12 protein-coding genes, 1 tRNA gene and 1 riboswitch are annotated in these 16,808 nt (G+C 52.2%); of the genes, 9 read left to right on the forward strand and 4 right to left on the reverse strand.

Annotation, left to right across the window (positions count from 1 at the left end):
- Positions 1–138 precede the first annotated feature (138 nt).
- The 6 genes from RAL91_RS14465 (at position 139) to RAL91_RS14490 (ending at position 8,271) form a co-directional block, all read left to right on the forward strand.
- Positions 139–384, forward strand: coding sequence for a hypothetical protein (locus tag RAL91_RS14465; protein ID WP_306256927.1), 246 nt, complete (start codon positions 139–141; stop codon positions 382–384).
- 40 nt (positions 385–424) lie between these two features.
- Positions 425–648: riboswitch (cobalamin riboswitch) on the forward strand.
- A gap of 198 nt (positions 649–846) precedes the next feature.
- Positions 847–1,395, forward strand: coding sequence for a bifunctional adenosylcobinamide kinase/adenosylcobinamide-phosphate guanylyltransferase (gene cobU, locus RAL91_RS14470; RefSeq protein WP_306256928.1), 549 nt, complete (start codon positions 847–849; stop codon positions 1,393–1,395).
- Between the two features lie 2 nt (positions 1,396–1,397).
- Positions 1,398–2,441: a cobalamin biosynthesis protein CobW gene (gene cobW / locus RAL91_RS14475; RefSeq protein ID WP_306262937.1), complete on the forward strand. Its 1,044-nt coding sequence runs from the start codon at positions 1,398–1,400 to the stop codon at positions 2,439–2,441.
- Positions 2,442–2,444: 3 nt separating this feature from the next.
- Positions 2,445–6,176: a cobaltochelatase subunit CobN gene (gene cobN, locus RAL91_RS14480; protein WP_306256929.1), complete on the forward strand. Its 3,732-nt coding sequence runs from the start codon at positions 2,445–2,447 to the stop codon at positions 6,174–6,176.
- The gene (cobO, locus tag RAL91_RS14485; RefSeq protein WP_306256930.1) at positions 6,173–6,799 is read left to right on the forward strand and encodes a cob(I)yrinic acid a,c-diamide adenosyltransferase; all 627 of its coding nucleotides are present in this window, start codon (positions 6,173–6,175) and stop codon (positions 6,797–6,799) included. The genes cobN and cobO overlap by 4 nt, the downstream gene beginning before the upstream one ends.
- Positions 6,800–6,804: 5 nt before the next feature.
- Positions 6,805–8,271 (forward strand): cobyric acid synthase, encoded by a 1,467-nt coding sequence (locus RAL91_RS14490; RefSeq protein ID WP_306256931.1) that lies wholly within the window; start codon positions 6,805–6,807, stop codon positions 8,269–8,271.
- Here RAL91_RS14490 and cbiB read toward each other — a convergent pair.
- The 3 genes from cbiB to RAL91_RS14505 all read right to left on the reverse strand — a co-directional run bounded on the left by cbiB (position 8,253) and on the right by RAL91_RS14505 (position 10,371).
- Complete coding sequence (gene cbiB, locus RAL91_RS14495; RefSeq protein WP_306256932.1) at positions 8,253–9,239, reverse strand: adenosylcobinamide-phosphate synthase CbiB; 987 nt, start codon at positions 9,237–9,239, stop codon at positions 8,253–8,255. The two genes, RAL91_RS14490 and cbiB, sit on opposite strands and share 19 nt — an antisense overlap.
- Before the next feature lie 3 nt (positions 9,240–9,242).
- Positions 9,243–10,331: a threonine-phosphate decarboxylase CobD gene (gene cobD, locus RAL91_RS14500; protein ID WP_306256933.1), complete on the reverse strand. Its 1,089-nt coding sequence runs from the start codon at positions 10,329–10,331 to the stop codon at positions 9,243–9,245.
- Positions 10,298–10,371 (reverse strand) — tRNA-Cys (locus RAL91_RS14505). The genes cobD and RAL91_RS14505 overlap by 34 nt, the downstream gene beginning before the upstream one ends.
- Positions 10,372–10,637: 266 nt before the next feature.
- Between RAL91_RS14505 and RAL91_RS14510 the strand changes: the two genes are divergently transcribed.
- The 3 genes from RAL91_RS14510 to RAL91_RS14520 all read left to right on the forward strand — a co-directional run bounded on the left by RAL91_RS14510 (position 10,638) and on the right by RAL91_RS14520 (position 13,926).
- Complete coding sequence (locus RAL91_RS14510; RefSeq protein ID WP_306256934.1) at positions 10,638–11,306, forward strand: protein-L-isoaspartate O-methyltransferase; 669 nt, start codon at positions 10,638–10,640, stop codon at positions 11,304–11,306.
- Between the two features lie 234 nt (positions 11,307–11,540).
- Positions 11,541–12,941, forward strand: a complete 1,401-nt coding sequence (locus RAL91_RS14515) for a TolC family outer membrane protein (protein WP_306256935.1) — start codon at positions 11,541–11,543, stop codon at positions 12,939–12,941.
- 211 nt (positions 12,942–13,152) lie between these two features.
- Entirely contained in the window at positions 13,153–13,926 is a 774-nt protein-coding gene (locus RAL91_RS14520; RefSeq protein ID WP_306256937.1) for a PopZ family protein, read from the forward strand.
- A gap of 49 nt (positions 13,927–13,975) precedes the next feature.
- On the opposite strand, the gene RAL91_RS14525 is transcribed toward RAL91_RS14520, so the two are convergent.
- On the reverse strand, positions 13,976–16,801 hold the full coding sequence (locus RAL91_RS14525; protein WP_306256938.1) for an EAL domain-containing protein: 2,826 nt from the start codon (positions 16,799–16,801) through the stop codon (positions 13,976–13,978).
- Between the last annotated feature and the right edge of the window lie 7 nt (positions 16,802–16,808).

Raw genomic sequence — 16,808 nt, forward strand, 5'->3', positions numbered from 1 at the left:
CAAAAGGAATGGGGCGTTGCCAAGACCCGATTGCTCGTAAAAACACCTTTTCTGCTCTCTTTGTTTGATTTGGCCTTACTGTGCGCCGGTTTGATCCTTATCTGCGGGCAGGTTGCAACCAAAGCAAGATGGTCCAAAGTGCCTTCGATAAAATTTGCCGGTAAATCATTCAATCTTCCGCAATCGCAACTGGCACGCATCAGCCTGGGCGTCGTGTTTGTGCTGTTCGGCTTCGTCGGATTTTTGCCGATCGTCGGCTTCTGGATGATACCGGTTGGACTGATCATTCTGTCCTACGATGTTCCGTCTATAAGGCGCGGAACAAGACGGATTGCTGTTTGGTGGGGCAGGAAGCGCCAGGAGAGGCAGCAGAAAAGAAAATAGGCGCAATCACAACTGCGCTTGCAATACCGCGCTCGAAAAGCTTATGTGAACTCGTGTTGGTTTTGGTTCATCGTGGATGCGATGCACCGAATGAAAAGGGAACACGGATGCAGATGACCCAATCCGGGGTCTGCAAACCGGGACTGCCCCCGCAACTGTGAGCGGTGAGCCACTGTTTCAAATGCCACTGGATATGTCCGGGAAGGCGAAACAAATGGCTGCGAACCGCGAGTCAGGAGACCTGCCAGCACATTGGAATCAAACTGCCGTCGGGTCGGACGGATAGGAGATAATTATGCCTTACTGTGCTTTGGGCGGCAGAGATTCTGCCGCAACCATTCATTTCCCCCAATTGAATACCTGTCCGGAAACGGGACTATCAGCTGACAAACTGCGTCGCTGACGGCCATTTGAGGACAAATCCATGCTTTCCAATTTTTTACTCAGCACCAGGCCGCTGGCATGAGTGCCACACTCCAACCAGAACAGAACTCCGCTCTCATTTTAGGTGGTGCGCGCTCCGGTAAGAGCGCCTATGCCGAGCAGATGGTACTGGCCTGCGGTAACACCCCTCACTACGTGGCGACGTCACAAATTTTCGACGATGAAATGAAACAGCGTGTGCAACAGCATCAACACCGTCGCGGTACTCATTGGAGTGTCACGGAAGAGCCCCTGAACCTGCGTGAAGCGATAGAAGATGCACCAACCGGTAGTTCGGCCATTCTGGTCGATTGCCTGACCCTGTGGCTCTCTAACCTCATGCATCATGAGCGCAATGTAGACAATGAAACCAGTCAATTGCTTGATCTCATACCCGGCCTAAGTCGGCCAATTGTATTTGTATCCAATGAAGTCGGCATGGGCATCGTGCCGGAAAATGCATTGGCCCGCTCGTTTCGTGACCATCAGGGTCGCTTGAACCAGAAGCTGGCCGTAACCGTTGACCGTGTGGATTTCATTGCCGCCGGTCTTCCTCTTAATCTGAAACCCCAAAGGACAATTCAATGAGCATGGCGACAAAAATACCTGCAACTATTATTACCGGTTTTCTGGGTGCGGGAAAAACCACGCTCATTCGTCATTTGTTGCAAAATGCTGGGGGACGTCGCATCGCGCTCATCATCAATGAATTTGGTGATATGGGATTTGACGCGGACCTTCTGAAAGGCTGCAATTCAGATGCTTGTAGCGCGGACGACATTGTAGAACTGACCAATGGCTGTATCTGCTGCACCGTCGCTGATGATTTCCTGCCCACCATGGAAACACTTCTGTCGCGCAGCGAGCAACCCGACCACATCATCATCGAAACATCCGGCCTGGCACTTCCACAACCTCTGGTCCGCGCATTTTCATGGCCGAGTGTGAAATCCAAAGTCACCGTTGATGGCGTGATCACTGTTGTGGATGCAGCCGCATTGTCTGAAGGCAAAATGGTACATGATGAAGCGGCGCTTCAGGAACAGCGGACCGCTGATGAAGCATTGGACCACGAAAGTCCGATTGAAGAACTGTTTGAAGATCAGTTGAAATGCGCAGATCTCGTCATTCTGTCAAAAGCGGATCTGGTGAGCGCTGAAGGCTTGGCTAAAGCACGCGAAATTGCATCCCGTGACACGCGCGATGCTGTTCAGTTTCTGGAAGCTTCAAACGGCATCGTTTCTCCCTCAGTAGTGCTGGGTCTGACTGCACAGGCCGAAGAAGACATGGAGAACCGCAAAAGTCATCATGACGATCATGACCACGAGCATGATCATGATGATTTTGAGACATTTATTGTGGAGACCAGCAGCCATGAGAGCGTGGATACGGCAAGGGCCGCCGTTCTGGCTGCCATGAACAGTCATGGGGTTCTGCGCATAAAGGGCGCCATTTCCATACACGGGAAAAATGCGCCTTTGGCAGTGCAAGCTGTCGGTCCGCGCGTTGAAACCTGGTTTGCCACGCCAAGCGGCGGAACGCCAAAACTTGTGGTAATCGGTGAAAAGGGACTCGATCAGACTGCAATTCGCGCCACATTATCGGATGTGATTGCCGCTAAAAAGGCCAGTTGACTAGTGCATGTCCTTCAGGCCCAGACACGACGCATAGATGATGGAGAGGAAGCCGTTGACCTCGGTCAGTCGCCCGGCGACATTGTAGTTCTGACGGCAGCTGACACCGAAATTTCTGGCTTCTCCTACGCAGCACAATCATTGGAAACCGAATTCCCAAGCCTGCGCGTTGCAAGCCTGCTCGCATTGTCCCACCCATATTCCGTGGACATGTATCTGGAACAGACGTTGGCCCAGGCAAAGCTTGTTGTTGTGCGCCTGTTGGGAGGCCGTAATTACTGGCCCTATGGCCTGGAGCGTCTGGCGGAATTGGCGCGGGCCAATAATACCAAGATCATAGTCGTCCCGGGAGATGCAAATTGGGATGTCGATCTTGAGACCGCCACAACTCTCGATCCGAACCACGCAAGAACCTTCTGGCGTTACTGCGTTGAAGGCGGCGTTGAAAACCTGAAAAATGCCCTCCGGTTTCTGGCTTCACAGATAGGCTACGAAACCACTTTTGAGCCACCCAAACCGCTGCCAAAGGCGGGGCTGTATTGGCCGGGAACAGCGCAGCCCGATATTAACCTGATGCAGGATAGCCAGCACAAAAACGGTTTGGCCGCCATTGTGTTCTATCGCTCGACAGTACAGGCAAATGCGACCGCACCCATTGATGGTCTGATCAAAGCACTCAATTGCAAAGGCATGAATGTTCTGCCGATTTATGTGTCCAGCCTGAAAGATCCAGAATCGATTGCTGTGCTGGACGCCGTTTTCAAACAGGCCACGCCAGCCATTATCCTGAACGGCACCGCATTTGCGGTGTCCAAACCCGGCGGTGCCCACAAAGTCACGCCACTGGATCAGACCGGATGCATGGTGCTGCAATTTGTCATGTCCGGTACATCTCAAGAAGGATGGCAGGACAGCGACCGGGGCTTGTCAGCCAAAGATCTAACCATGCATGTTGTTCTTCCCGAGATCGATGGTCGTGTCCTGACCCAAATTATCTCGTTTAAGGAAGAGGGGGCCTTTGATCCCAAAACGGAATGCAGCCCAACCCAATTCATACCCATCGAGGATCGGATTGCACGGCTCGCCGTTCAGGCAGCCAGTTGGGCTCAATTGCGGAAGATTTCGGCAGCCGACAAGCGCGTGGCCATAATCCTCTCCAACTATCCGAACAAGGATGGGCGCATGGCAAATGGTGTTGGACTCGACACACCGGCCAGTACGATTGCCCTGCTGCAAGCATTGAAACTTGACGGCTACACAATTGAGAATGCGCCGGAAAACGGCAAAGTTCTGATGGACCGCTTTATGGCGGGCCCGACGAACGCTTTTGACCTGACACGTTTGATGCAAGCTGAGTTCAGCATATCCATCGAGAAATATCTTCAATATTACAGCACCTTATCTCAATTTCTGCAAAATCAAATCGAAGCGCGATGGGGCAACCCGGAAGACGACCCGACCTGCATCGATGGTCTGTTTCGTCTGGCAATCCACAAATTTGGCAATGTCATCATTGGTGTGCAGCCTGCACGGGGATACAACATCGATCCCAAGGACACCTATCATGATCCGGCGCTTGTGCCACCGCACAACTACCTCGCATTTTACGCCTGGCTGCGTCTGGAATTTGGTGCCGATGCGCTTGTCCATATGGGCAAGCATGGCAACACGGAATGGCTGCCCGGCAAGGCATTGGCTCTGTCGGCCAATTGCTGGCCTGACGCAATCATGCAGGGCCTCCCAATTATTTATCCCTTCATCGTCAATGATCCGGGTGAGGGAGCGCAGGCAAAGCGCCGGATGAGTTCGGTGATCATAGATCATCTGATGCCAGCCATGACCCGCGCAGAGACTTATGGACCCTTGTCGGAAATCGAAGCACTGATCGATGAGTATTTCCTCGCCTCCGGTGTGGATCAAAAAAGAGTAAGGCTCCTTGATGACCAGATTTTTGAGGCCATTGATCGCCATTCATTGGGAACAGAGTTGGGCCTGAAGCCAGGTTTCGACAAGCAGGATGCATTGCAGCGCCTTGATGGATACATCTGTGAGCTGAAAGAGTTGCAGATACGAGACGGGCTGCATATTCTGGGGCACTCACCGCAAGGCGAACAGCGGGATGACACGCTGACAGCACTGGCAAGAGTGCCGGGACCGACCGGGATGTCGCTGCACCGGGCGATTGCTGCTGATTTAAACCTGTCCAATTTTGATCCTTTGGCGTGCGATATGTCGGAACACTGGACAGGCCCAAAACCACAGTCACTTGCAGGCGTCTCCAACGATGCGTGGCGCACGAATGCCGACACGGTAGAGCGCTTGGAAGCCCTGGCAAAAGCTTTGATCAATGGCGCGACACAATGCCAAACAGATTGGACACAAACAGCAGATGTCCTGCAGAATCTTGAAACTGAGATTGCCGTCAATCTGGACGAGAGCGGTTCAAAGGAAATACATGCCTGCTTGTCAGCGCTGAATGGCAGCTTTGTGAATCCGGGACCTTCGGGGGCACCAACACGCGGGCGTCTGGACTGCCTGCCAACGGGCCGCAATTTCTACTCAGTCGATGTCCGGTCAGTGCCAACGAAAGCTGCATGGAAACTTGGGCTCCAATCTGCGGATTTGGTGGCCGAGCGGTATTTTCAGGAACAGGGTGAATGGCCACAAGCTATTGCTCTAACCGCATGGGGCACCTCAAACATGCGCACGGGCGGCGATGATATTGCGCAGGCCATGGCGCTCATCGGTGCAGAGCCGGTTTGGGAGGATTTGTCGGGCCGTGTAACCGGTTTTAAAATCATCCCGCTGGCAGAGTTGAAACGCCCCCGCATTGACGTCACGCTTCGCATATCAGGCTTCTTTCGCGATGCATTTCCGTTACAAATTGACCTGTTTGATAGCGCAGTGCGCGGCGTCGCAGCGCTGGATGAGCCAGATGATGCCAACCCGATTGCGGCACGGTTCAAGTCCGAGACCAAAACACTGATCGCGAAAGGTCTGTCAGATCAAGAGGCGGAAAAGCGCGCCGGATATCGGATCTTTGGGTCCATGCCCGGTGCCTACGGTGCAGGTCTGCAGGCCCTGATTGACGAGAACCTGTGGGAAGACCGCGCTGATTTTTCCGAAAGTTTTCTCACCTGGGGTGGTTTCGCCTATGGATCGGGTGCGGAGGGTGAGGGTGCGCGTCAACTGCTGGAGACGCGGTTGGAGCAAACACAGTTGGTGCTGCAAAATCAGGACAACAGAGAACATGATATTCTGGACAGTGATGATTATTACCAGTTTCAGGGCGGATTGACCGCAGCTGTCGCAACCTTGTCGGGCAACGAACCCGCCGTCTATCATGGCGACCATTCTCGCCCGGAAACACCAAAAATAAGGTCCCTGGAAGAAGAGCTGTCGCGCGTTGTGCGTGGCAGGGCTGCCAACCCGAAATGGATCGCCGGTGTCATGCGTCATGGCTACAAAGGCGCTTTTGAAATGGCGGCAACTCTGGATTACCTGTTTGCCTACGCAGCCACAACACGGGCAGTCAAAAGCCATCAGTTCGATCTGCTCTATGACGCCTATTTCGACGATGACACGGTTCGGGAGTTCATTGAGACACATAATCCGGCTGCCTTGGCAGAAATGGCGGACCGTTTTCTACAGGCTATCGATAAGGATTTATGGCAACCCAGACGCAACAGCATCTTTGCCAAGTTGAAAAACCTCAAAGGGGAGACCACCGCATGACCAAAAAAGACGAGATGACAGAAGAAGAGCTGAATGCCCGTCATGCGGAAAAAATGAAGAAGAAAAAGGCCGCACGGGATAAAATTATTGCGACCAAAACCATCGAGAAAGGCCTTGTCATAGTCCATACCGGTAAGGGCAAAGGCAAATCAACGGCCGCCTTCGGCCTTGTTTTCCGGTCTATTGGACATGGCCACAAAATCGGCATCGTCCAATTTGTCAAAGGCAAATGGGAAACCGGTGAGCGCACGGTCTTGGAGCGTTTCCCGGAATTGGTTTCTCACCACACAATGGGCGAGGGCTTTACCTGGGAGACGCAGGACCGCCAGCGTGACATCACCGCCGCCCGTCAGGCCTGGGAGAAAGCAAAAGAGCTGATCATGGATGATGAGCACAAGTTGGTTCTGTTGGATGAGCTGAACATTGTGCTGCGTTATGATTATATCGATGTCGAGGAAGTCGTCGAGTTTCTGAAGCAGAAACCCCATGACAAGCACGTTGTCATTACCGGACGCAATGCCAAGGAACCACTGATTGAGTTCGCCGATCTGGTCACGGAAATGACCATGATCAAGCACCCGTTCAGATCCGGCGTGAAAGCCCAAATCGGCATCGAGTTCTAAAAACTATGGCGCGCAAGCCCGCACTTATGTTGCAGGGAACCGGGTCCAATGTGGGGAAATCCGTATTGGTGGCCGGGCTAGCGCGCGCCATGAAGCACCGGGGGATAAAAGTTGCACCCTTCAAGCCGCAGAACATGTCTAACAATGCGGGCGTGGCCAATGGAGGCGAGATTGGCCGGGCACAAATGCTGCAGGCACGTGCAGCCGGTCTGGCCCCTGACATCCATATGAATCCGGTTCTGTTGAAACCGGAAAGCGAGTTGGGCGCGCAGATTATCGTGCAGGGCCGGTTTGTCGGCACAATGCGTGCCAAAGACTACGGCAAACATAAGACCACCCTCATGCCCAAAGTCATGGAAAGCTTTGAAACCCTTGAAAATCAATATGATTTGATACTGGTGGAAGGGGCTGGAAGCCCTGCGGAGATCAATTTGCGGGCAGGCGATATCGCCAATATGGGATTTGCTGAAGCTGCGGATGTGCCGGTTGTTCTGATTGGCGACATTGATCGCGGCGGTGTGATTGCCAGCCTTGTAGGTACGTATGCGGTTTTGCCAGCGGCGGAGCAAACCCGGATAAAGGGTTTTCTCATCAACAAATTTCGCGGAGATGTATCGCTGTTTGCAGATGGTGTGACAGAGATTGCCACAAGGACAGAGTGGGCACCTTTGGGCATTTTGCCGTTTTTCCAGAAGGCGCAATTGTTACCAGCCGAAGATATTCTGGATTTGAAGAATGAGACGAACCGCACTGAAAACTTTACAATTGTCGTGCCAAAGCTGCCGCGTATCGCGAATTTTGATGATCTCGATCCACTCGCGGCAGAGCCAAATGTCTCGGTAAAAATCATCGAATTGGGTCAGCCATTATCTCAAAATGCAGATTTGATTCTGCTGCCGGGGTCCAAATCCACAATCGCCGATTTGGCTGTCTTGAAATCCGAAGGATGGGATTTGGACATTGCTGCGCATCTGCGCCATGGCAAACCAATTATGGGGCTTTGTGGCGGCTATCAAATGCTGGGCAAGCAGATCTCCGATCCGCATGGCGTTGAGGGGTCCACCGAAACTGTCGACGGTCTGGGTTATCTGGATGTGGAGACGGTTCTGGACCCTTTAAAAACCACCAGACCTGCCAAGGGCACTCATTGTGAAAGCGGACTGACTGTCGAAGGCTACGAAATTCACCTCGGGCAGACCACGGGTTCCGACTGCCAACGTCCATTTGTCGAAATTGACGGCCAGTCCGATGGAGCTCAAAGCGAAGATGGCCTTGTGACAGGAACCTATATGCACGGCATTTTCTCTTCAGATGAATTCCGCAGCTACTTTCTTGAAAATCTGGGCATCACAGCTTCTGGCAACAGCTACAATCAGTCCATTGATCAGGTGTTGGATGATCTGTCCGAGCATCTGGAAGCGCATCTCGACATCAATCAAATGCTGGAAATTGCCTACGCCAGAGAAGCATAAAGGCCGAGATAGATCAGCCAGTGCAAAACCAGAGCCGCAATCATCAACCGTAATGCGCGTCGCACATCTCGCCTATCACAATCATTGCGTCCCGATGCATTGAAGAAGGGCGCATCAACCGTCTCGCTGCCATATTGCCTGGGTCCTGCCAGCGAAACACCCAGCGCATAGGCTGTTGCGGCCTCGGGCCATCCTGCATTCGGAGATTTGTGCCAATTTGCCTCACGAACAGCTCCGATCAATGACTTCAGCGGTGATCCACCAACAATCGGGGCACACAGAGCAAGCAATAATGCTGTCAGGCGCGCCGGAACAAGATTGAGCAGATCATCCAGCCGCGCCGTTGCCCACCCGAAAGCGCCATAGGTCTCATTGTGGTGCCCGATCATGGAATCAGCTGTATTGACGGTTTTGTAGACCAGCAGGCCGGGGAAACCCGCAACGGCAAACCAGAATGCCGGAGCGATTACACCATCGGAGAGATTTTCCGCTGTGGATTCAACAGCGGCGCGTGAGATAGCGTAGCGATCAAGATCATCAGGATTGCGGCCAACGATCATGGCAATCGCACGTCGTGGTGTCTGAATATCGGAATCACCAAGAGCCAGCACTACGCGCGACACATGCACATAGAGGCTTTTCTGGGCCAGCAGAATGGCCGCAAGGACAATCATGATAATTGACCCGCCCAATGATTGTGCAGACACCCAGCGCATCCCCAATCCTGCTATTCCGGCGAGTCCCGCCAGCACCAAGATTGCAAATGTTCCAGACAGGTAATTGACGATACCATTGCCCCTGAAATTCAACAGTTTGTCGGCACCGGATATGAGCGCGCCGATCCAGGAAACAGGGTGGGGCAGACGCCGCCAGATCCAGTCAGGATCGCCAAAGACGGCGTCCAGCAGCAAAGCCACTAGAAGACTTGCCAGCGTGCCAGACAGAAAAAGCGTGTAATCAAGCAACATCTCTCAGGACCCGCCGACCGGTTCATCGAATGCGGACAGGTACTGCGCAAGCCGCACAAGGTTCTCTTCGGTCTTGGGCAGGCCAAAACGCAACCAATCAGGTTCATATGAAAAGCTGCGGGTCCAGATTTTATGATCTGCCAAAAATCGGTGGAGGCCCTGCGCATTCCGATGTCGACATGTCAGAAATAAATCTGTTTTACCGACCAACTGATGCCGGTGAGATAACATATCAGCCAATTTGGCCATGTCTTTGCCAAGCCGCGTGCGCATGGCGGACTGCCACTGACTGTCATTGAATGCCGCCGCCCCGATTTTCAGGGCAGGGCCGCTAATGCACCATTCGCCAAAGCGGTCGGAGAACTTTTTCAGCAAAGCTGGATTGCCGATCACGAAGCCAAGCCGCAACCCGGCAAGGCCAAAAAACTTTCCAAATGATTTCAGCACAATGACCGGCAAGTCTGGCTGCATATGTGGGACAATACTCATCTGGGGGGTGCAATCCATGAAAGCCTCATCCACAATCAAAAACCGGTCAGATGCTAGGCTGCGGGCAGTTGCAAGCAATTCCTCCGGTGCCAGCAAATCTCCTGTCGGATTGTTTGGATTAACAACCACAAGATGGTTCTCGGCAGGCTTGGCAGGCAACGCGCCGAGCGAAGTTGCTGTTCGACCATCCGCCGCCCAGGCGGTGCGATGGCTGGAATAGGTTGGCTCAATGATATCAACCGAGCCTGGACAAAAATCTGGAAACTGGCTGATGGCCGCCTCGGTTCCCGGAACAGCTATAATTCCGATTGCATCCGGCACCTGATAGTAACGCCTTGCGGCAGACAACAGTTCATCTAGGCCGAACTGACTTGGAAGCGTTTGCCAGTCAGAAGCAGATAAGTCTGGAAGGGAATAGGGATGCGGGTTGATACCCGTGGACAGGTCAAGCCAATCCCCACGATCCGCCTTGCTGTTGTAGGGAAGATCACCGCCATGTTTCATGTCAGGCTTCGACTGGTCATATGCTGATGCCCAAATCTTGGCGCGAAAACGGCTTTGTTGGAAACTGGAGGCCTCGCCCGGAATCGAACCGGGGTTCACGGATTTGCAATCCGCTGCGTAACCACTCCGCCACGAGGCCTTCATCTGGTCGGTGTCGCTTTAGCAAACGGGATTCATTCGGACAACACAAAAACGTGAATAGACGCAAAAATCCGTGGATGACTCCGCGCAGTGTTAATCGAACCTGAATTCAACGATCCGTCAGCCGACATAAAAACGCCACATGGAAATATGTAATCAATTGTCTCAGGACCGCATTCCAGTCTTGCGTGTGTCATTCAGCAACGGTAAGGACTTAAGAAAGGAATAACAACCTTGTGGCGACCAGACGAAAGTAGTTGAACGATGATGGATTTTGCGGATTTGAGGAAGAATATGGTGGAGCACCAGATTCGCACCAATGATGTAACCTCACATGAAATTCTTGACCGTTTTGAAGAATTGCCGCGAGAGACATTTGTTCCCGCCGACAAAAAGGCTTTTGCCTACACCGACAGCGACATACGCGTCTGGAATAATGGGGCAGGCGACGAACGTTTCCTGATGGAGGCCTATCCGTTTGCACGGCTTGTGCAAGCCGCACAGATACGCCCCACTGATCTGGTTTTGGATATTGGCTGCGGAACGGGGTATTCCACGTCCATTCTTGCCGGCTTTTGCGAATCTGTGGTGGCAATTGAAAGCGCCGCGGAGCTGGTTGAAACCGCGACTGGTAATCTGCTTGATCTCAAAATCGACAATGCCGTCGTCCTGCAAAGCGATCTGCATGACGGATATGCAAAGGAAGGTCCTTACGATCTGATTGTGATCAACGGCGCGGTCGATGAAGTGCCAGCAGCCCTGTTTGATCAATTGCGTGCAGATGGTCGACTTCTGACATTTGTTGGGCATGGCCTTTCTGGCAATCTGACGATGTTCAGGAAAACCAGCATTGGAACGACCTCAGTTCCAATCATGAATGCCTGCGTACCATCACTTCCAAGCTTTGAACGCGCTGAAAGCTTCGTATTTTAGTAGCGGAACTTGTTTGGAACCGTGGTTCGACGTGACAAAACTGTTGGCGAAAAGGCGCAATCTGAGTTGCGTGCCTGTTTGGTCACACCACTGACCTTTTTTGGTAATTAGCAAATGACCTGTGGGTAAGTGCTGAGTCGGTTGTTGGAGGTCATAGGGCATAAAGGTAAGTGTTTAAGGCCCGGAAGCGTTAACTATACTGTTTGCGATCAGGGTCTGATTGTTTTGAAGGGAATGGTTGTGAGCAGAAAACGACAGGGATTTTTGACAGGAATAACCTCTGCTTTGTTACTGACCGCCATGGTTGTCAGTCCATCTGGGCCTGCATCGGCAGAAACTCTTCTCCAGGCATTGTCTGCTGCGTACAGCAATAATCCGGAACTGAATGCCGAGCGCGCAGCAACCCGTGCTGTCGACGAAGGCGTACCTCAGGCATTGTCAGGATACCGGCCAAACGTCAGCGCGTCCGGCAGCGTTACCCAGACATGGACAGACAATGACATCCGCAACGGCGGCGACACATCTTCTGATAGCGCAAGCGCTACACTGGGCCTGAATGTGACGCAAAATCTGTTTCGCGGATTCCGGACGGCGAACGGCACCAAAAAAGCTGAAGCCGCTGTTCTGGCAAGTCGTGCGGGTTTGATGAACACCGAGCAGAACATATTGTTCGATGCGGCAGAAGCGTTCATGAACGTTCTGCGTGATCAGGCACTGGTTCAACTGCGATCGCAAAATGTCAGTTTTTTGGGCGAGCAGGGACGTGCAACGCGAGATCGGTTTGAAGTTGGTGAAACCACCCGAACAGATGTTGCCCAAGCGGACGCACGTGTCAGTCTTGCATCGTCTGAGCTCAACCTTGCTCAGGCAAATCTGAACTCAAGTCGGGCTGTATATCAGCAGATCATCGGTAATGAACCGTCAAATCTGCAGCAGAATTTTTCTGCCGAACGGCTGATCCCAAACAATATGGATGCGGCTTTGGATGTTGCCCTAAGCTATCATCCAGCCATTCTGGCTGCGACCTACAATGCAGATGCCTCCTCATTCGATACCAAGGTCATAGAAGGCGAATTGTTACCAACAGTAACGATAGAGGGTGATCTGACAAGGACGTATAATTTCGACGGAGCAACCCGTTCAACTGACAGTGCCTCCATTACAGGCCGGGTCAACATTCCAATTTATCAGGGCGGCGGGGTATCTTCACGCGTCCGCCAGGCGAAGCAAAAAGAAGGTGAAGCGTTGCTTCGGCTGGATCTTGCGCGCCATCAGGTGCGCGCAGCTGTCATTTCTGCCTGGGGTCAGTTGACAGCCAGCCGTGCGGTTATCATCGCCGCAGAAGCGCAACGTAATGCAAGTCAGATTGCTCTGAGCGGCGTCATTGAAGAACAGCGTGTGGGTCAGCGTACAACACTTGATGTTCTGAACGCGCAACAGGAATTGCAGGATGCGCGTGTCAATCTCGTATCAGCCAGACGTGACCAGGTGGTGGCTGCATTTGCGCTGGCATCCGCCGTCGGCAAGTTGAACGCAGAACGACTTGGATTGGGCGTTCAAATTTACCAGGCTGAAGAGCATTACGAAAAAGTCCGCGACAAATGGTTTGGGCTGCGCACGCCCGATGGTCGTTAAACTGATCCAAAAAATCAAATTGAAGCGTTGGGTCTGACGGATAATATCTCAGCAAATCATACTTATGCACCTAAAGTTGTTTGGTGCGTTTTCATGCAGGGTTACCTTTCCGGCAACTCGTCGGATATACTGAGGTTTAGCGAATCGGCGCACACTCAACTCTTGGTGACGCCAGGCTGTTGTTCGTTGGCTTAATTTTTGGGGAAAGCACATGTCGAACTCTGCTGCAGCGCAAGAGCCTTCCATGGAGGAAATACTGGCCTCCATTCGTCGGATTATTACTGATGAAGAAGGCAACCCGACTTCCGAGCAGACATCTCAGGAAGACAGCGACTCAGCTAAAGAAATGCTCGGAAACGGCAACGCTGAAACGGAGGATAGTCTTTTGGATTCCAGCCAGCCGATGTCACCGGACGATCTTGATGCCCTGTTTGCCCCCGATGAGGACGACAGTGCAGTTGCTGCGAAAGCCGAGACTGCGAAACCTGATGCTGGTGGATCCTCAACAGAAGAAGCAGAGCCAGACGCATCGTCTGAAGATGATGATGAAGTGATGGAACTCACTGCAGCTGAAATAGAAGAAGATGAAACCGCTACTGACGATGGCGAAATGGAACTCATCGAAGGCATGGATATTATCTTCGATGAGATTGACGATGAGGCGGCGGTCCAGGAACCTGCAGTCCAGGCGGATCCGGCACCTGATCTGATGGCGGAGCCAACAGCTATAATTGAACCGAATCCAGCGCCAGTCAAGCATCCGTCGAGCCTTGAAAATCTGATCAGTCAGCAAGCCGCGACATCGGTGTCGGAATCCTTCTCGAACCTGTCCGGCCTCCTTGTTTCAAGTCAGGCCAAGACGATGGAAGATCTACTCAAGGAAATGTTGCGACCAATGTTGCAATCCTGGCTTGATGAGAACCTGCCGTCCTTGGTGGAAAAGATGGTGGCTGCCGAAATCAGACGGCTGTCCGGCTCTAAATAGCGCTCGCAAGCATCGCGTCTACCGTACGTGTATAATGAGTTTCTGAAGCTCAGGTCCCGGAATTTGACGCGAGTCGTAAGCTCACTTCATCGCTCCCAAGCCCGCCAATCATTTCGCGGATCGCGTTGGCAGGTTGTGCTCGACCGAATAGAAAACCCTGAGCCTGGTCACACCCGACAAGGCGCAGGAAATTCATCTGCTGTTCGGTCTCCACCCCCTCACACAACATTGTCAGGTCCAAGACATCGGACAGGGTTTTGGTAAATTGAACAATGGATTGACTTGCCAAGTCAGTCGTCAATGTTCGAATGAACGATTGATCTACCTTGATCATGTCAATGGAAAAACGGGAGATAAAGCCGAGTGATGCATATCCGGTCCCAAAATCATCCAGTGCAAGTGAGACGCCCAGTGACTGGATATCTCTGAGGGTGTTCATGATTTCTCCATCCCCCTCAAGGAATGACGATTCGGTAATTTCCAGCTGCAAACGACCGGGAGGCAGTCCAGATTCTTCAAGAGCAGCCTGAACGTCCTCAATTATGTCTCCTCTTGCCAGCTGTACCGGCGATACGTTTACGCTTAATTTGATGGGAGAGGACCAGCTGGCCGCTTCATGGCAAGCCGTTTTTAATATCCATTTACCGAGTGGCACAATTGTACCACTGGCTTCCGCGATGGTAATGAACTCTAAAGGTGAAATCGCTCCCAGAACCGGATGAGTCCAACGCGCCAGTGCTTCGACACCAACCAAATGACGACCGTTAACGTCGACTTGGGGCTGGTAGTGAACTTCAAAGTTTTCCCTCTCCAATGCCGGCCTCAGATCACGTTCGATTTCTCGAGCGCGTCTGTGCTTTGCGGTCGATACCGGATCGAAACCTTTAATGGCACGCGTCCCGGAGTTTCTGCATTCATCCAATGCCAGTTCCGCACAATGAAGCATTGCTTCGGCAGACTGAATAGAGTCCTCCGACCAGACATAGCTAATTCGGGCATCAATGGAGACTGAGACACCATCAAGAGAATAGGTCCCTTCGAGAAGCCTGGCGGTTTCCTCGCCTTTGGCTTTGAGCAAATACTTCTGATCTGTCGATTTCAGCAGAATAGCAAACGTGTCGCCCAGCAGCCGTGCAACACATTCAAAATCTAGATCGGAAGCTTCCAAACGGGCCACAATCGCACACAACAATTGATTTCCCACATCCCGACCAAGCGTCGCGTTGATTGTCTTGAAACGGTTTAAGTTCAGAACCAGAATCTGACAGGATTGGTCATCAGACAGCTGGGACAGTTTTTGATCGAGAACATCAGCAAAGGCGTGTCGGCGATACGCTCCAGTCAGTTCATCCCGTTTTGAGAGAAAACTCAGCGCTTCCGCCTGTTTCCTCTTGTCGGAAATGTCCCGAGCCATCACACAAGCCACAAATCTACCATCACCTTTCAAGAGGGCACGATTATCAGTATCTCTCAATTGAGAGGGTGTAATGGAGTATTCGATGACCCTGTAATCATCATCAGTACCCGTCTGCAACTCGCCCTCGCAAACTGGAATAGGTAAACTGGATTTGAGACTGGCAATCGCAATCCTGGCCTTTTTCAGAACTTCCGGGGGCAAATGGTTGGAAGACGTTTCCAAATCTACCCGGCCAAAAATCTGCCGCGATTTTGGACTTGCTTCCAGAATGTCACCATTCTCGCCGAGGATTATAATGGCTTCAGTGCTATCATCGAATACCTGCCGGAGCAGGCTGGCGGCATTGGTAGCACGTGCGTCCGCAACCAGTGTCATATAGCGCCGTATATCCATTTCCCTAATAGCCAAAAGGACGAGCATGGCGGCAGTCATGCCATGAACTGCAGCAGTTGGAAGAACAAGGGCATGTTGGGAAAACAGAACAAACCCTGCTGTTTCCGCACAAATCGAAATTGCGCCCAATGCGATCACTCGTAACGTCATCCGCCGCCGATGTAACGTTTGCAGGAAAACCACTTGCAGCACAGCGGCTAGCAGAAGTGGCCAAATTGGTAGTATCCACACCAGATCCACATCCTGGCGAAGGGTTTCGGTCGCAATAATTTGCAGCATGGATCCAGACAGTGTGCCATGAATTGGAACGGCCAGTGAATCCCGCAATTCCATAGCGTGTGCCCCCACAACTACGGTCTTTTGCGCGAATGCCGATCTGGGAAGTTCGTCATTCAGCAAGTCGATAAGCGAATAGGTCGGAACTGTGGCCGGATCAATTGCAAAATTGATATCAAAATAGGTGTCGGGAGGCCCGGTCTTGCCTGAAAGAACTGCAGGAACGGAAGGGAGCGGTTCACCACCGATGAGATGCCCGTAAGGGAATTTCCGGACAATGCCGTCGGGTTCCGGCATTACATTAACTGTCGCTATCCAGGAGTATTCCTGAAACATTGGTAGCGGGAGACTGTCTGCCATATCGTCAGCGTCAGAGGTGACAGACTCGCTTTGCGAAAATGCGGCAAGGATGACCGTCCCATCGGCCTTCCGCAACACTTCAGAAAGAATTTCATCTTCCTTTGGGATGGAGGGTGCACTGAAATCGATATCAAGAAATATCTCAAGAGCTTCATGCTCAACCAGTTGATCAACGGCTTTTGCAATAATGCTTCTTGGCCAGGGCCAGACACCGACATCGTTAAGTGTCTTTCGATCTATGGCCAAAAATACGATTTCCTGCTCGGCCGGACGATCTGAAAACCTCATTCGATTTTCGACAAACCAGTTATCAGCCGATTGCCACAAACCGGCAGACTGATAGAGCACAGCGCATAGCAACAAGGCGACGGGAACCAGACCAGTCAACAACCAGCTCGGCAGCAATAATTTGAAACGCGGGAGTTTCATAGGAAGT

The organism is Pararhizobium sp. IMCC21322 (assembly GCF_030758295.1).
In the GTDB taxonomy this organism is placed as follows: Bacteria; Pseudomonadota; Alphaproteobacteria; order Rhizobiales.